The organism is Limosilactobacillus panis DSM 6035 (genome assembly GCF_001435935.1).
GTDB lineage: Bacteria > Bacillota > Bacilli > Lactobacillales > Lactobacillaceae > Limosilactobacillus > Limosilactobacillus panis.
The window spans coordinates 1-17333 of record NZ_AZGM01000055.1 but is presented as its reverse complement, the minus strand read 5'-3'; the positions used below and the strand labels follow the sequence as shown (position 1 = coordinate 17333).

The following is a 17333-nucleotide window of genomic DNA, read 5'->3' as shown; positions in this document are numbered from 1 at the left end:
ACCTTGATGGGTTTTTCTGTCCACTTAAATGTTCAACTTAAATTTTACAATCTGCCTTTTACTAATATTTTAAAGGAAAATGGGGTTAAATGAAATCCGAAGATTTCATCTAACTCCATTAATTATTTGGGACTTATGTCACAGCCCCCTTAATCACTCGAAAAGTTACAATTGTCGGTATTCGTACTTAACGAGTTCAAAGAAGTCACTCATCGTGTACGTGGTACCAAAGTATTGTGAAGCCCGTTTTGCCCAGTAGCCATCAGGGTCAGTGTGGTCCGTCACATGCATGTATTCAGAAACCATGTGGTGGGACCATAATGTACCGCCGTACTGACCAGTCTGACTGTTGTACCAAGCCAGAGTTGGCACAATTCCGTACTCCTTCATCTTGTATGCCGTGTAGTAGGCACCGTTGACTAATTCACGAACGAAGTTGCCAGCACCGTAAACTTCAACCTGCTCGAACTGAACAGCCCGTCCGTTAGCCGGGTATCCAGCACCCCAGGCTTCTCGGTCTGTACTGGAAACTTCAATGATGTTGTTGCCATCAACGAAGGCGTGGACAAAGGCGTTATCATAATTCTGCTTCTCATAGTTAATTTCACCGTAGATACTGTCGTTCGGGTTAGCAGTTTCGTGAACCACCACCATGTCTGGACGACCATCACTGGTCCTGCTGTACTTGCCGGTGACTTCCGGAATTACGTAGTCGGTTTGAATACTGGCGTGACCAACCTTATTCTGCAGGATATAGCGATTAATTGCGTTGGCCGTCATATTGTATTGCAGCAGAGGTTCCGAACGCAGGTCAATAAAGTTACCGTTTCCATTAACGTCATCCGTAAAGCGGTGAATTACCTGGAATACCTTCCCTTGTGCGCTTGCCGGCAGGGTTAAGCCTAGCTGGTAACCTGAGTTAGCACTATGCAAGATGTATGGTGCCGTGGCGGCCGCAGTGGCATTAGCCCGGTTAATATCCAAAACCCGTTGCCGGTAAACTTCATGGCCGTTGGCATCCAAGAAAATTAGGAACTGGTACGGTTTGTCAGCGGACTGGTCGCTTGCATGCCAGCCGCTTACGTACACCGAACTACCATTGATCCGGATGTCATCAAACTTCCCCTGGTTCGAGAAGTAAGCAGGTAACCATTGGTCAGCAGTGTTGTTACCATTGCCGGCTGGATCATCCGTAAAGCGGAGAACAATCCGCATATTACCCGTGATTTCTGCCGGGTTAAACTCAACCAGCGTGTTAAAGCCACTATTCGCACTGTTATAGATCAACGGATATACCTTGGCAACGTCGGGGCGTCTAGTAAGCGATAACTTCTGGCGGGCAACTTCCTTATCACCGTTCAAAATAATGACGTAGGCGTTCCCCTTACCTTGCGACTGGGAACTAGCCATCCAGCCAGCAAGTTGGAGTCCCTGATTAGTCATCTTGATTTGGTCAATCGAGTAAGCCTGTTGGTTATGGTAAACAACTGGTGAGGACCAGAAGTCCGTGTATTGGCCATCACCACCATTGCCATTAGTACTGGTGGAATACCGACTTACAACCGCGTAGGAGTGACCGTCCACCAGCTTGATTCCGTTTAAGTCAAAGTTAGCATTGAAGCCCGACTGGCCCGCCGTTGTAATTGACGGGTAGGCCTTGGCAACGTCAGTCCGAGACACGCCATCAACCTTCTGGCTAGCCACCTGGCTGTTAGCGGTGTTGTCATAAATGATTACGTACCGTTGGTTTTCAAACTTCGAGATATCATTGGCATGCCAGCCAACAACGTTGAGGTGGCCACTGCTGAGATTAAAACTATCCAAGTTTCCCTGGTTAGCGTAGTTGCCGTTAGTGATTGGGGTGAAGTAGTAGTCAACGTAGTCACTGTTACCATCCTTGCTGGAGGTGTAACGACTCAGCAACTGGAGCTTATGGTTAAAGTTGACCCCATTTAGGTTAAAGAAGACGTCAAAACCAGACTGACTGGCCCCTTCAACACCAGGATAAGCCTTGGCAACATCAGGACGGCTTTGCCTATCTCTAACAAGCTGCCGTGTAATTTCTTTACCAATCGTCTGATCCAACAAAATTATATAGTGGTTCGGCTTATTTACAGATAAGTTAGTGGCGTTCCAACCGGCAACCTCTAGCTGATTTTTAGTAACCGTTGCACCATCCAGGTTAGCGTAGTTACGCCGGTCAATCGTAACAGGAGCAAAACGGTAGTCAATAAAGTTCGTATTGCCAAGTGGATCTGATGTATAACGGCTAATCAGGGTTACCGAGCTCGTACTCCCCATTACCTTGCTGAGGTCGAAGTGGACGTTAAAGCCTGACTGGCTAGCCCCGTATACGTTATGTACCTGTTGGACATCATTCCGGGTGACTTCCTGGTCAGTGATGTTCTGCCGGGCAATTTCGTGGTTATCCTGGTTGAGGGCAATAATGTAGTGGTACGGGCGGCCCTCAGCACCATTAGTAGCGTGCCAACCAGTGGCATTAAGGCTGCCATCCGGATTAAGGCTAATACTATCCATGTTGGCGTAGTTACCTTTATCATTACGGTTATAGCTCTGACTAGCAGCCACCTGCATCTGGGTATTAGCCGTTGCCGTCTGACTATTAGCCGTGTTAGCCGTTGCCTGTTGCTGTGTGGTCGTGCCATCAGTATTTGTTTGCTGCGCCTGGGTCGTTGTTGCGACCGTGGTTGGGGTGTCGTCCGCATGGGATGTCCCCTGTGAAACCCACAGCAAGAATCCACAACTCGTCATGGCCAAACCGGTCATGGCAACCTTCTTAGCATGTTCGAAATTAATAAACTTCATCAATATATCCTTCCCTGAGAATCGTTAATCAATTGCTTTTAAGAAATCATGTAAGGCTTCTTGCCAGCTGATTGGCTGGTATCCCGCTGCCTTGACCTTGCCGAGGCTCATAATTGAGTGACGCGGTCGGTACGCCTTTTGCGGGTATTCTGCGGAGGTGACTGGGCTTACCGTAACATCCTTATCTTTTAGGATCTCACAGGCAAAGCCATACCAGGTACAGGAACCATCATTGGAGAGCTGGTAGGTGCCATACGAAATCTTGTTTTGAATGGCAAAAAGCATGAACTCGGCTAAGGTCCGGGTCCAGGTTGGCCGACCCGTCTGATCATTGACAACCGTCAGATGGTCATGGGTCTTGGCCAGACGAAGCATCGTGTAGACAAAGTTCTTGCCATACTCGCCAAACACCCAGGAAGTCCGGATGATGTAGTACTTATCCATCGTCTCGCGGACGGCCTGCTCACCCGCCAACTTGGCCTTGCCATACTCATTCTTCGGGTTCGTTTCCGCATCGGTCGAGTACTCACCAGCATTCGTCCCGTCGAACACGTAGTCAGTACTGATGTAAACCAAGGTGGCACCATACTGGTGGGCCGCCTGGGCAATATTTTTGGTTCCCTCAGCATTGACCTGCCAGTTTGCTTCCTTCCCCTCGTCTTCCGCCTTATCAACCGCCGTGTAAGCGGCACAGTGGAAGACCACCTTGGGTTGAATTGCTGCAAACCGCTTTGCGACTGCTTGACGGTCAGTAATGTCGAGGCCCTGCGAATCAAAGGCCTGGTAGTCAATCCCCTTCTGATCCAGTAAGTGACGGAGCTCCGTCCCAAGCTGACCACTTGCTCCCGTGATTAGGATGTCTGCCATTATCAGTTTTCCTCCTTAAAAAAGGGGCCACGGCAAGCAATTACCGTTACCCCTATTCGTTATTATCCATTGTACATCACGTTAGGTTACCTGATGTTACAACTTCATTTTATTTATATTACTTCAAAGCGGCCTTAGCCTTCAGTGGCTTCCACCATGCTTCGTTATTCTTGTACCAGTCAATCGTCTTAACGATCCCCGTATCAAAGGTGTATTCCGGCTTCCAGCCTAATTCCTTCTCAATCTTGCTTGGGTCGATAGCGTAGCGCTTATCGTGACCCAGACGGTCCTTGACGTACTTGATGTGGTCTTCGGAAATTCCCAAGTTATCAACAATCAGGTGAACAATCTCGTTGTTAGTCCGTTCGTTGTGGCCACCGACGTTGTAAACTTCGCCCGGCTTACCCTTCCGCAGGACCAGGTCGATTGCCTGACAGTGGTCGGAAACGTAGAGCCAGTCACGGATATTCTTACCATTACCATAGATTGGCAGGTCCTTACCTTCCATCCCGTTGGAGGTCATCAATGGAATCAACTTTTCTGGGAATTGGTATGGGCCATAGTTGTTGGAACAACGGGTAATGTTGACATTGTAGCCGTAGGTTTCAAAGTAGGAACGGACAATCATATCCGCTGAAGCCTTACTTGCCGAGTATGGTGAGTTTGGTTGCAGTGGAGATTCTTCAGTAAAGTAGCCCGTTGCACCCAGGGTACCATAGACTTCGTCGGTTGATACTTGCAGGAACTTCTCAACGCCCTCCTTCTTGGCAACGTCCAGCAGAGCCAGAGTCCCTTGGACATTGGTTTCCACAAAGATGTCTGGGTGAAGGATTGACCGGTCAACGTGTGACTCAGCCGCAAAGTTAACAATGTGGTCGATGTTGAATTCGTGGACCAGGTGGGTTACCAGTTCCCGGTTGACAATATTCCCCTTAACGAAGTGGTAGTGGGGGTTATCCTTGATATCATCCAGGTTGTGGATGTTCCCTGCGTAAGTCAGCAGGTCTAAGTTAATCAGGTTATCATCAGGGTGCTTCTTGAGCATGTAGTGGATGAAGTTACTACCGATAAATCCGGCTCCACCGGTTACTAGAATATTCATTATTTACTTTTCCTCCCCATAAGTGAAGTTCATTTCCGCATCCTTGAAGGATGGGTGGTGTTGGTCCTTTTCAGACAGGATCAGATGGTCAATTGGCATTGGCCACTTGATGTTTAAGTCAGGGTCATCGTAAGCAATTCCCCGGTCAGCATCTGGTGCGTAGTAGCCGTCGACCTTGTATGCAACGTTAACGTTTGGTGTCAGGGTAACAAAGCCGTGCGCAAAGCCCTTAGGAACCAGGAGTTGACGGTGGTTGTATTCACTCAGGATGAAACCTTCCCACTTACCGTAGGCTGGCGACCCCTTCCTGATGTCGACGATCACGTCGTAAATGGCCCCGGTAACGGCCCGCAAGAGCTTAGTCTGGGAGTATGGTGCTAACTGGTAGTGCATCCCCCGCAAAACACCGGGTTCCACGGACAGTGACTGGTTATCCTGAGTAAATTCAACGTTGATGCCTGCTGCCTCAAACTTGTTCTTAGTGTAGGTTTCGGTGAAGAAGCCCCGGTGGTCGCCGAAGACGTCAGTTTCCACAATCTTTGCATCTGGTAACGTCGTGTCGATAACTTTTAATGACATTTATTCCAATCTCCTTAGTTTTCCTTAGCCAGCCGTAAAAGGTATTGGCCGTAATCATTCTTCTTTAGTGGTTGTGCCAATTGGACAAGCTTGTCCTTATCGATGTAACCCATCCGGTAGGCAATTTCCTCAATCGAGGCCACCTTAAGGTTCTGCCGCCGCTCAATCGTTGCAATGAAGTTCGCCGCTTCAAGCATCGAGTCATGGGTCCCGGTATCAAGCCAGGCATAGCCCCGGCCCATCAGCTCAACATCAAGCTTTCCCTGCCGCAGGTATTCCTTATTAACGTCAGTAATCTCAAGTTCACCCCGGGCAGACGGCTTGATGTGCTTAGCAATGTCAACCACGTTATTGTCGTAGAAGTAGAGCCCCGTAACGGCATAGTTGCTCTTCGGGTGGGCGGGCTTTTCTTCGATTGACAAAGCGTGCATCTGGTCATCGAAGTCAACCACCCCAAAACGTTCTGGGTCGTTGACATGGTAGCCAAACACGGTGGCACCTGCGGTCTTCTTAGCCGCCGTCTGAACGAGCTCAGAAAGGCCGGCACCGTAATAGATGTTATCTCCTAAAATCAGGGCAACTGAATCGTCACCAATGAAGTCCGCGCCGAGGATGAAGGCCTCCGCCAGGCCGTTAGGTTTCTCTTGCACCTTGTAAGTGAAGTGCAGACCAAGGTCTGAGCCGTCACCCAAGAGTTCCTTAAATAAGGGGGTGTATTCGGGAGTCGAGATAACCAAGATGTCACGAATTCCCGCCAGCATTAAGGTTGACAATGGGTAATAAACCATTGGCTTATCGTATACTGGAATCAACTGCTTAGATATTCCCCGCGTGATTGGGTACAGGCGGGTACCAGACCCACCAGCTAAAATAATTCCTTTCATAGTGGCCTCCTTAAATGCCAAAATCCAAGTTACATTTTATCACACTTAGCAAGGGCCCGCGGTTAAATTATTAATAAAAAGGAAGAGTGGCTTTGCTGCCATTCTTCCTTTTTATAATTAACGAATTGTGACCTTAACTGGGTTGAACCAGTAGTCAACACGATTACCTTCACCGTTCTTAGCATCACTGTACCGGGAGATAATTTGGATTTCATGACCGTTTAGTGAAGGGTCAAGGGTGGTTATCAGGTCAAAGCCAGATTGAGCATCGTTATAGATGTTGGGGCAAGCATTTTGGACATCATTACGCGACAATGATTCAACCATCTGGCGCTTAACTTCTTGGTGAGTGGTTGCGTCGTAAATAATGATAAAGTGATATGGCTTTGCGATGCTCTGATCAGCGGCGTGCCAACCAGCAACGTGAAGCTGGTTTCCATTAACAGTGAGTGAATCTAAGTATGCACGATTCTCACTGAAGGTCTTCGGAGCGAACCAATAGTCAACGTTGTTTCCTTCACCATTTTGTGAGTCACTGTAACGGGAAATCACCTGAATCTGGTCACCTGCTAAAGCTGGGTTAAAGTTTAGCTTCAAGCTAAAGCCAGACTTATTGGCACCGTAAATATTGTAAGCCTTGGCAACATCGTCCCGCGAACCACTTTCAACAAGAAAACGACCTAATTCAACCTGCTTTGAACCATCAAAAATAATGATAAAGTGATACTTTTTATTTAGGCTAGCATCAGCAGCATGCCAACCCGCAATGTTAATTGTCCCCGTCTTAGCATCTAGACTCATATTATCAAGGCATCCAGTATTAGCATTTAAGGAAATCGGGTTAAAGTAAATATCCTTACCACCGTTTGGCTCTCCATTAGTGTTGTAAGTGTAACGGGATACAACTTGAATATTCTTACCCGCAAAGGTTGAAGAGTAAGGAATGTTGATGTTAAAGCCACCCCAACCAGAAATGTCAGCATTAGGGTATGCATTTTGAACGTCCTGACGGTAATAACCAGAAACTTCTGTCCGGTACAATTCTTTGCCAGTACTACCATCTAAAAGAATGATAAAGTGATGCATCTTACTATTATAGGAGTCAGATGCATGCCAGCCCTGAATATTAATCTGGTTACCGATCACTGACAGGTTATCGATATGACCAGTGTTAATTTCCGCAACTTCACGATCCCAGGCAGTCAGACCATAACGCTCAATTACAGCGTTAAGACTGGAAGCATAGTAAGGATCAGTTGCGTACCCGTCGGCTTGAATTAAACGGGTAACAGTCCGGTAGTCAGTCTGCCATAAGAGGTTGTGGTAACGACTGTTAACGGCCAGGAAACGACCGTGGTCTTGGACAGACTCATTATTATTGGCATATGCCCGGAAGGCATCATTGATGTAGAAACTCCGTCCCCCGTAAACTTCTCGCGTTGGCATCGTAATGGAATGGCCATTATAGGAACCCTTAATGCCAAACAGGTTGTGTCCCTGGGTGGCCAGGCCGGATTGGCCCCAGCCACTTTCCAGGATGGCCTGGGCAGCGGTAACGGATGGCAGGACACCATATTGACGCCAACCGTTCAGAGCCCCATCATGGATACTGTTTAAGAAGTTGATGTCCCAACTGGAAAGCCCAGCAGTGTTCAACGAAGCAGCTCCATTGGTTCCATTGGTTCCATTTGAAGACGAAACCGGGGTTGCGGTTACGTTGTACTGATTAGTAGAGAAGCCCGGATTAGTATCAATTACTGGCTTACTATTGGCTTGTTGAACGTCCTGATCGTTCAAGCTTACGCCATCATTTGCACCAGCAACCGCCGTCTGCGTGTTTGCTTGGGTAGCGTCTTGCTGGTTATCCGTACTTTGATTTAAGCTTTGGTAATTAGTATTTTGACTAGTCGTATTGACGTTGGTAGTTAAAGCTACCTGTTGGTCAGCACTAGTAGTTGTTTGAGTGCTATCAGCTTGCGCATCGGCTTGGAAAAACATTAAGGATGCACCGAAAGTAAATAAAACAGGTAAAACGATTTTAATTTTTGATTGTTTCTTGTTCTTCATTGTGTATTAATATTCCCTCAAATCTAACTAATAATTTAACTTAAACACCATGAATATACTAACATTCTTAAATTACAGCCAAGTTACAAGAAGTTTATAAAAAGAACCGATAATGAAATAAAAGGCCCTCGCAAGGCACACTCGGATTGCAAAGGCCTAAGAAATATTAAATTTAGTAACTTAATGCCCGTTGACGGTCAGCATTCCAGTGGGAATAAAATTCACCATAGGACATTGCTTCCTTCCGACCGGTCCACGGGTTATTGTAGTCGAACCCGTTAGCGTTATAACCAGTCAAAGTAATGGCGTGGTTGACAAAGCCGTTCATGTTGGCCATCCAAACAACAACCAAGTGCCCTTCCCGCAGCTTTTCTTGAATTGCTTGCAGGCTGGTCCCGGTCATCACCTGACTGTGGCCCACGTAATGGTTAACCACCGGGGCAACCCCCGTTGGGAAGACCCACCAACCACTTGGGCTGAACGGATTACCGACGAAGCCGAAATCACCATTGCTGCTTCGTGGCATTTCGTTTGCCAATTGGATCTTATTTACGTTGTAACCGGCGTAACGGAGCATCATCGTAACCGCTGTGATTTCACACCCTGTCGGTAGCTCAGGGAGTTGGCAAATAACTTCGGCGTTATTGAATACTCCCACGATGTTCCCCATTGCGTCATAGTAAAGTGTCTTAAGGCCACTCGTTTGGGCACCGGAGTTAATGGAGACGTTGCCAGAATAATAATCAACGTAATTCCCATTACCGTTAACATCATCAGTTAGCCGGTCAATAATCCGGACAACCTTATGCTGGACGCTATCCGGCAGGGCAAACGCCAGTTGGAAGCCGGAGTGGTCACTGTTCAGGATGTAACCAACCGCATTTCCAACGTCCGGCCGGGCCCGGTTGACATCTTGCACCTGGTGACGGGTCAATTCATGACCGTTTTGGTCCAGGAAGATCAGCCACTGATAAGGTCTGCTTGCGGAGACGTTACTTGCGTGCCAACCACTTACGTAGATATTACTACCGTTAACCGTTACCTGGTCGAAGGCTCCCTGGTTGCTTGCGTAAGCGGGTGTCCACTGGTCATCCTTATTGCCTTCCCCCTTACTACCATCGCTTGAGAAGCGCAGAACAATTTGCATGTTTTGAGTGATGGTGGTTGGATCAAGCTTAACAAGAGTATTAAAGCCACTCTTCTTACTGTTATAGATTCCACTGTACACCTTGGCAACGTCTGGCCGGTCGTTCAAGGTCAACTGCTGACGGGTAATCTCCCGGTTACCATTTAAGACGATGATGTAAGGGTGACTATCCGAGCCAGAATAGTCACTGACCATCCAGCCGCTAATCTGCAACCCCTCCTTGGTCATCTTCTGATTATCAATGTAGTAGTGGTGCTGGTTTAAGACCTTCGGAGCGGACCAGAAGTCAACGTACTTTCCGTCCCCACCGTTGCCCTTGTCACTAGTAGAGTAACGACTAACAATTGAGTAAGAGTGCCCGCCAACCAGTGCGTTCTGCAGGCTAAAATTTCCCGTGAAGCCAGAGTTCTTGGCAGTTTTCACGTTTGGAAAGGCCCTGGCAACGTCCTCACGAGTAACCTGCTTGGCGTTTGTTACTGCAACCTGACTATTAGTTGTGTTATCAAACAAGATCAGGAAATGGTTATCTTCAAATTGGGAAACATCATTGGCGTGCCAACCAGTGACAACCACCCGGCCACTGCTTAAGTCCCAGCTGTCTATGGAACCCTGGTTAGAGAAGTTGCCGGTCGTGATCGGAGCAAAGTAGTAATCAATAAAGTCACTGTTGCCATCGGCGGAACTGGTGTAGCGACTCAGAACCTGGAGCTGGTCGTTGAAGTTGAGGTTATCCATGGCAAAGGCAATCGTGAAACCAGACTGACCAGCCTTGTCAACTCCTGGGTAAACCCGGGCAACGTCAGGACGACTAACCGACCTAACTAACTGCCGCCCCACTTCTTTACCAGTTGTCTGGTCGAGGATAATGATGTAGTGGTTAGCCTTGTTGGCGGCCAGGTTAGTGGCGTGCCAGCCAGACAGTACCAACTTATTATCCTTGACTGTCGCACCATCCAAGTTCCCGTAGTTATTATGGTCAATGGTAAGTGGTGCGAACCAGTAGTCAACACTATCACCATTCCCCTGCTTGTCAGCCGTGTAACGGCTGATCAATTGGACGTTATTTGTGGTTGGCAGGACCTTTGAAAGGTCAAACTGAACTGCAAAGCCCGACTTTCCTGCCCCAGCCACGTTATGCTGTTGCTGAACATCCGGCCGACTAATCGCTTGTTCCGTAATGTTCTGCCGACCAATCTCGCGGTGGTTAGTTTGGTCATAAGCAATGATGTAGTGGTAAGGACGGCTAGCTGAACCATTGGTGGCATGCCAGCCACGGGCAACTAACTGTCCCTGGTCGTTCACCGCCTGACTGTCCATATTAGCGTAGTTGCCCTGATCATTTTGATTCACGTTACTCGTTACCTGGTCAGTATTCGCTGCCACTGCCGCTGTGGTTGTAGCGCTTGCCTGCATTCCCTGTTGCACCGCGTCAGTAGGTTCCGTTACTGTTGCCGTTTGATCCGGTGCCGTGACGTCAGCTTGACCATTCACCTGTGATAACCACAAAGCGAAGCCGCAACTGGTCATTGCCAGTGTCGTCATTGCCACGTGCTTTGCATGACTAAAATCAATAACCTTCATGAAAATTTTCTCCCCCTAGAAAAAGAGGCCGGGTAACTATACCCGACCTCAAAGACTTATTTAACCATTTAGACCGTTCCGGATAATTTCAAGTGGGTTCAGCCAAGTTCCATTATTATTAAAGGAGTTGGCCAAATCATAGTTGAAGTTGTGGTTCTTGGTAATTCCAATGTGAACGTGCGATGTGTCCCGGGTCCCAATAACGTCACCAACATTGATCTGTTGACCTGGGGTAACATTAATGTCGCCACGACTAGCAAACGCTTCTTGGTAAACAATCAGGTAGTCACCAGTATCTTCCAGAACGTACCAGTCCAAACCGGCAGTGTAACCAACACTAACAATCTTACCAGAATGGATGGCTTGAACGTGGGCACCAGGGTGGTCGTAAGAACCAAAGTCAAGACCATCGTGGAAACCGTTTTGACGGAATTCACCACCAGGGTTAACACCGAATAACTGAGCACCGGAGAAGTGACCTTCACCAACCGCTGGGAATGGCCAGGCCCACTTATCAGCATGGATAGAGACTGGTTGTGATTCAACGTCAACGTAATCACTATTACCGTTTACGTCACTGGTAATCCGGTGGATGACCCGGACAGTGTGGTGATCAAGGCTCGATGGAATATTGAAGTAAAGTTGGTAACCAGATTTACCGCTATTGATGATTGCTGGTTCCACACTGGCAACGTCAGGACGACTCCGGTTGATGTCTAGTACCTGTTGTCGGTACAGTTCCTTACCACTTTCCGCATCAACGAAAATCAGGTACTGGTAAGGCTTGTTAGCGGACTGATCACTTGCATGCCATCCACTGACGTAAATACCGTTATCACTGACAGTAATTTGGTCAAATGAACCAGCATTGGTTGCATAGGTACTGCTGTACTGGTCATCGTAATCACTGTTACCGTCTTCAGAGCCAGAGAACCGCATCAAGACCTGCAGGTTCCCGGTAGCCTGGGCGGGATCAAACTTGACAGTGGTGTTAAAGCCACTGTTCAAACTGTTGAAGATGCTTGCATTGGCCTTGGCAACGTCGGTCCGATTGTACAACTCAACCTTTTGACGACCAATTTCCTTACCATTTGATAATACAATGATGTAGGCATTGTTGCGGTTAAGAGAGAAGTCACTAGCCATCCAGCCCGTAACGTGCAAACCTTCACTGGTCATTTCAACGCCATCTAAGCTATATTCATGCTTATTAAATGACGGTAAGCTGAACCACTTATCAGTGTACTGACCATCACCACCGTTGCCATTAGCACTCGTTGAGTAACGACTTACCAATGAGTATGAGTGACCAGGTGTCAGGTTCAATTCGTTAAGGTTAAAGCTGGTACGAAAGCCTGAACTAGCAGCTGTATTAATGGATGGGTAAGCCTTAGCAACATCGGAACGACTAGTTGTAGCAGACTTAACTGCCGTAACCTGTTTATTGGCCGTATTATCAAACAGAATCAAATAGTGGTTGCTCTCCAGTTTGGAAATATCATCAGCGTGCCAGCCAGCAACAATTAACTGCTGACCATTACTGATGTCAATACCATCCAAGTTCCCTTGATTAGTGTAATTACCATTAGTGATTGGTGTGAAGTAGTAGTTAACAGCATCGGTAAGTTGTGCATTAGCGTCAGCGCTGTAGCTACTAATAATTTGCAGTTGATGATTTAAGTTGAGCTTACTCAAGTCAAAACTGACATTAAAGCCAGATTGATCGGCATTATCAACATCAGGATAAACCTTAGCAAGATCAGGCCGACTAACTGCCTTGACTGTTTGACTAGCAACGACTTGCTTGGTTGTCCGGTCGTATACCGAAATGGTGTGGTATGGCTTGTTAGCAGCCAGGTTAGTAGCGTTCCAGCCAGAAACCTGTAACTGATTATTATTCACCGTCACACTATCAAGGTAAGCATGATTTTCCTTATCAAAGGTAATCGGGGCAAACCAAAAATCGGTGTAGTTTGAATTACCAGAGGCAGAGGCACTGTAACGGCTGATAAAGCTAATTGAATCCGCATTAGCCAGGGCATCCGCAGAAAGCTTTAAATTAACGTTAAAACCGGACTGAGCAGCCCCGTAAACGTTATGAGCCTTTTGAATATCAGGCCGACTAACTGGATTGGTAACCTGAGTCCGAGCAATTTCAGACTTAGTGGTGTTGTCGTAAGCAATGATGTAATGGTATGGCTTGCCTTCTGAAGAGTTAGTGGCGTTCCAACCACTAACTTGTGGTTGACCATTATCGCTTAACTTAACGGAATCCAGGTAAGCATAGTTTCCCTTGTCATTTTGGTTATAATTAGTTTGTTCGCTATTGTCAGCAGTTGCTGCAGTAGCGGCAGCGTTAGCAGTAGTTGTCGTTGCTGAAGCAGCATTAGCAGTTGCCGTAGTTGCAGCACTACTTTGAGAATCAGCAGCAGAAGTTGTTGCTGAAGCATCGCTGTTTGTTAAAGCAGTATTATTATCATTTGAAGTGCCATTAGCACTAGTGTTATTAACTGTTGCCGTCGTCTGGGCATCAGTTTGGGCTTGGTTAGTAGTATCAATCTGATTAGCAGAAACCTTACCGTGCATTAAGAAAAGTGCACTTCCGCAAACGGTGATTGTTGGTAAAATTTTGCTTTTGAAATTCTTAAGGTTAAAAATAATGTTTTCCTCCAAATGTCAAACTTAGGTTGACTTATTAACACTAATAATAAAGATATACGTCCACGATCCAGATTGCAAATTTTAATAAAAAAACTAAAAGCAGCGATAAAGGCCTAAATACCAGGCTTTTATCGCTGCTTTGCTAAATTTGAGTCAATATATTTTAAAATTCTTGTAACACAGCAGAAATATTTACTTCTTGCTAGTACGCTTCTTTAGTAACTTTTGCGCCTCATCAAGAATAGAAGCTCTTGTGATAATGAGTCCCAACAAATAGAGTCCTGCACCAACCACAACTTCCAGGACAAGGTTGGAAACGGTCATATTAATTGTCAGACAAATGCGGTTGACCACAATGTACATGATAAGACCACATAAAAAGTATTTCCACTGTTCGCCAAACAGCCGGCGGCGACTAATGGTATGCCTAATCATTACCAGTTGACTTGCCGTCACCAATAATTCTGAACCAACGGTAGCTACCGCTGCTCCGTTGGCCCCCCACCCTTCAATTAAGAAAAGGTTAAAGATAACGTTACTAACCGCTCCAATAGTAACTGACGTTGTATATTCCTTAACACGGTTGACCGGCATTAAGTACTGGGTGCCAGTAACATTACTCCAGGCTATCAACACGATAATCGGCGCCTCAAGAAACATGATTCTACCAGCGGGAATAAAGTCACCCCCGAGAAACCACGGTGCGAACCGTTCCGAGATGGCCATTAAGCCAAACATCATCGGAACGGAGATGGCGGACACAAAGTTAAAGGAAGAATACAGGCTAGAACGAACGCCCTTTACATCTCCCTTAGCAAACTTATTAGCAACGTGGGGTAACATTACTGTCCCCGTTGCGGTGACAACAGCTAAGACGAATTTAACAATCTTATCCGCCTGACCAAAGTTTCCTAAAGCAGTCTGAGTTGACATTCTCCCTAGCATCAGCCGGTTTAGGACTAGGTAAACCTGTGTCGTAATTGTTGGAATAAACAGCAGGAGCGCTGGGTAGAAGTGTTTAAATGGGTGCCACTTGCTAATGCTTACCCAGACAATATTACCCTTGAGATACGGCCAGAGAGTAATGTTCCCCACTAATTGCGTTAGACCCAAGATTGCGATGTACTTCCAGAGGTCATTAACATTTTTAACAACCGTAAAGATCAAGACTAGAGATACTAATCGAACCAGGGTATTTCGAAGGACTGTAACCTTAAAATTCTCAAGTCCCATAAAGTACCAGGAAACATCAAGGCCAGTAGCAATAATCCAAATTCCTTGCAAAAGGAAGTAGTACTTAAAGGTCGTACTGAAAAGAAAGACTGCCGCCAGGTAGGCAACCAGCGATGCGGAAATTGTCAGCACCTGAAGGGACTCGACACCCCAAAAAGTCCGCGATCGCTCATACAGGTCATCACGGTGGTAGGCAACTTCGCGGTTACCATAAAGGGTAATCCCCATCTGTCCCATGAGGTAGAAAAAGGTAACCCAGCTGTTGGTATACTCATTAATTCCAACATCATGAGCTCCTAAAACACGCGAAATATAAGGAACCGTAATTAATGGAATTAACATATTCAGGATTTGATATCCTGCATTATATAGATAATTCTTAATTACCTTCATAGCTTAATTATCAAACTCCTTAGACACGGTCTTTAGGGCGGCCGCAATCACTTGGTCCATGTTGTAGTAACGGTACTGACCAAGCCGACCACCAAAGATAACGTTAGGCTCTTTCTTAGCAAGCTCTTGGTACTTTGCGTAGAGTTGGTTATTCCGCTGGTTGTTAACCGGGTAGTATGGTTCATCCCCCCGGTGCCAATCTGCAGGATATTCACGAGTGACAATTGTCTTATCCTTATCACCCTTACCAAATTCAAAGTGCTTATGTTCAATCACCCGGGTATATGGTGTCTCCGCATCCGTGTAGTTAACAACCGCATTTCCTTGGTAGTTACCAACGTTCTTTTCTTCCGTTTCAAAGCGCAGGCTCCGGTATTCCAATTCACCAAGCTGGTAGTCGAAGAATTGGTCAATTGTCCCGGTGAAGACAATCCGTGGGTAATCTTTCAGGTACTCATCCTTCTTGGCAAAGAAATCAACATTAGTTTCAACGTCAATCAGATCACTATCCAGCATTTTTTCGACAATTTGTGTGTAACCACCAATTGGAATACCTTGGTAATCATCATTGAAGTAATTGTTATCATAAGTCAGACGAACTGGCAAACGCCGAATGATGAAAGCTGGCAGGTCAGTGGCTTTCTGTCCCCACTGTTTCTCGGTGTAACCCTTGATTAGTTTTTCGTAGATGTCACGGCCAATCAAAGAAATGGCTTGTTCCTCAAGATTCTGTGGTTCCTTACCCGCCATTTCTTGCCGTTGCTCATTAATCTTGGCTAGGGCCTCGTCAGGCGTCTTTACCCCCCACATCTTATTGAAGGTGTTCATGTTGAAAGGCAGGTTGTAGATTTCACCCTTGTAATTAGCAATCGGGCTGTTAGTGTAGCGATTAAAGTCCGCAAATTGGTTAACATAGTCCCAAACCCGCTTGTTAGAAGTATGAAAAATGTGAGCGCCATATTGGTGAACCTGGATGCCGTCCACTTCCTTGGTATAAATATTTCCCGCAACATGGGGACGCTTGTCAATTACCTTGACATGCTTGCCACGTTCGGCAGCCTCGTAAGCAAAGGTTGCACCGAACAAGCCAGCACCAACAACTAGATAATCATATTTTTTCATGATAAATTCCCTTCAATTATTTCAGTTTTATACAAGTATTTTACTATTGTTTTAAATATCAGCAACTCCCCTTGTTTTCATTGATGGTCAAAGAGGTTAGTGTTAAAATGCATATTGATTTGTGTCACATGTGTTTTTAATCAATTAACATTGTGGACGGATATTTCTTACAAATGCTATAATTATACTATTAAACATATCAATAGTATAGTTTGCAAATTAAAAATATAGGAGAGACATCTTAACATGAAAAAATTACAACGCTTTGTTTGCTCTGGAATTTTAGTTCTGACATTAGCGTTCGGACTAGCTGGTTGCGGATCCAACCATAACTCTTCTAAGTCGGCAACCTCAAAAGACCGGGTAACTAAGGTTACAAAGCATAAGAAGAGCCACGAGAATAAGAAGCAATCCTCTTCAAAGGCTACTAACAAGAAGTCATCAAGCTCAAGTGATAGCCAATCAGAAGAAGATAGTAGTTCATCAAGCGCTGCAAATAGTAGCGTAACGACTAATAAGAGTAGCAACAGTGTTGCCATTGAAAGTTCATCAATTACTAGTCACAAACAATTAGGCTTGAGTGATGTTGCCGTTTGGACTGACAAAAACGGTATTACTCACCACGTTGATAGTGATGGGATGGACCGGCAGACTTCACCTAACCAATCTGGTACAACCTACAAAGACTGGTCCGGCAGTTTACCAAGCAATGCGCAAATTGTTCATCAAAACTAATCCCAACAAAACATGAATATCAAAAACCAGAAATTAGGTCTTAAACGGCTTAATTTCTGGTTTTTACTTTATCACTAGGCTTCCTGAATTATTCATAGTTCATTAAAAGCCCGTCAGTTTTCGTATTTTTTCGAAA

At 46.0% G+C, this 17333-nt stretch carries 11 protein-coding genes; 1 reads left to right on the top strand and 10 read right to left on the bottom strand.

What is annotated here, in order from left to right:
• Nucleotides 1-165: 165 nt before the first annotated feature.
• The 10 genes from FD32_RS10210 to glf all read right to left on the bottom strand — a co-directional run bounded on the left by FD32_RS10210 (nucleotide 166) and on the right by glf (nucleotide 16462).
• Complete coding sequence (locus FD32_RS10210; protein WP_047768713.1) at nucleotides 166-2826, bottom strand: peptidoglycan recognition protein family protein; 2661 nt, start codon at nucleotides 2824-2826, stop codon at nucleotides 166-168.
• A 24-nt stretch (nucleotides 2827-2850) separates the two neighbouring features.
• Nucleotides 2851-3693, bottom strand: coding sequence for a dTDP-4-dehydrorhamnose reductase (gene rfbD, locus FD32_RS04050; RefSeq protein WP_047768711.1), 843 nt, complete (start codon nucleotides 3691-3693; stop codon nucleotides 2851-2853).
• A gap of 118 nt (nucleotides 3694-3811) precedes the next feature.
• Nucleotides 3812-4795, bottom strand: coding sequence for a dTDP-glucose 4,6-dehydratase (rfbB, locus tag FD32_RS04045; protein WP_047768709.1), 984 nt, complete (start codon nucleotides 4793-4795; stop codon nucleotides 3812-3814).
• Between the two features lie 3 nt (nucleotides 4796-4798).
• Nucleotides 4799-5374, bottom strand: coding sequence for a dTDP-4-dehydrorhamnose 3,5-epimerase (gene rfbC, locus FD32_RS04040; RefSeq protein WP_047768707.1), 576 nt, complete (start codon nucleotides 5372-5374; stop codon nucleotides 4799-4801).
• Nucleotides 5375-5388: 14 nt separating this feature from the next.
• Nucleotides 5389-6258 (bottom strand): glucose-1-phosphate thymidylyltransferase RfbA, encoded by an 870-nt coding sequence (gene rfbA / locus FD32_RS04035; protein ID WP_047768705.1) that lies wholly within the window; start codon nucleotides 6256-6258, stop codon nucleotides 5389-5391.
• Between the two features lie 117 nt (nucleotides 6259-6375).
• Nucleotides 6376-8256, bottom strand: a complete 1881-nt coding sequence (locus FD32_RS04030) for a glycoside hydrolase family 73 protein (RefSeq protein ID WP_235803755.1) — start codon at nucleotides 8254-8256, stop codon at nucleotides 6376-6378.
• A gap of 241 nt (nucleotides 8257-8497) precedes the next feature.
• The gene (locus FD32_RS04025; RefSeq protein ID WP_053003051.1) at nucleotides 8498-11053 is read right to left on the bottom strand and encodes a C39 family peptidase; all 2556 of its coding nucleotides are present in this window, start codon (nucleotides 11051-11053) and stop codon (nucleotides 8498-8500) included.
• A gap of 60 nt (nucleotides 11054-11113) precedes the next feature.
• Complete coding sequence (locus FD32_RS04020; RefSeq protein ID WP_082126057.1) at nucleotides 11114-13639, bottom strand: M23 family metallopeptidase; 2526 nt, start codon at nucleotides 13637-13639, stop codon at nucleotides 11114-11116.
• Nucleotides 13640-13906: 267 nt separating this feature from the next.
• Entirely contained in the window at nucleotides 13907-15340 is a 1434-nt protein-coding gene (locus FD32_RS04015; RefSeq protein WP_047768702.1) for a flippase, read from the bottom strand.
• 3 nt (nucleotides 15341-15343) lie between these two features.
• A complete protein-coding gene (glf, locus tag FD32_RS04010) occupies nucleotides 15344-16462 on the bottom strand; it encodes a UDP-galactopyranose mutase (RefSeq protein ID WP_047768698.1) in 1119 nt (372 codons plus the stop codon).
• Nucleotides 16463-16708: 246 nt separating this feature from the next.
• Here glf and FD32_RS04005 point away from each other — a divergent pair, with 246 nt between their 5' ends.
• Complete coding sequence (locus FD32_RS04005; RefSeq protein ID WP_047768696.1) at nucleotides 16709-17197, top strand: hypothetical protein; 489 nt, start codon at nucleotides 16709-16711, stop codon at nucleotides 17195-17197.
• The last annotated feature ends 136 nt before the right edge of the window (nucleotides 17198-17333 follow it).

Coding starts and splice junctions, on each gene's coding strand:
- FD32_RS04030 (WP_235803755.1), bottom strand. CDS start 8,256: ATGTTTTTCCAAGCCGATGCGCAAGCTGATAGCACTCAAACAACTACT.
- FD32_RS10210 (WP_047768713.1), bottom strand. CDS start 2,826: ATGAAGTTTATTAATTTCGAACATGCTAAGAAGGTTGCCATGACCGGT.
- rfbD (WP_047768711.1), bottom strand. CDS start 3,693: ATGGCAGACATCCTAATCACGGGAGCAAGTGGTCAGCTTGGGACGGAG.
- FD32_RS04005 (WP_047768696.1), top strand. CDS start 16,709: ATGAAAAAATTACAACGCTTTGTTTGCTCTGGAATTTTAGTTCTGACA.
- rfbA (WP_047768705.1), bottom strand. CDS start 6,258: ATGAAAGGAATTATTTTAGCTGGTGGGTCTGGTACCCGCCTGTACCCA.
- FD32_RS04020 (WP_082126057.1), bottom strand. CDS start 13,639: ATGCACGGTAAGGTTTCTGCTAATCAGATTGATACTACTAACCAAGCC.
- rfbB (WP_047768709.1), bottom strand. CDS start 4,795: ATGAATATTCTAGTAACCGGTGGAGCCGGATTTATCGGTAGTAACTTC.
- FD32_RS04025 (WP_053003051.1), bottom strand. CDS start 11,053: ATGAAGGTTATTGATTTTAGTCATGCAAAGCACGTGGCAATGACGACA.
- rfbC (WP_047768707.1), bottom strand. CDS start 5,374: ATGTCATTAAAAGTTATCGACACGACGTTACCAGATGCAAAGATTGTG.
- FD32_RS04015 (WP_047768702.1), bottom strand. CDS start 15,340: ATGAAGGTAATTAAGAATTATCTATATAATGCAGGATATCAAATCCTG.
- glf (WP_047768698.1), bottom strand. CDS start 16,462: ATGAAAAAATATGATTATCTAGTTGTTGGTGCTGGCTTGTTCGGTGCA.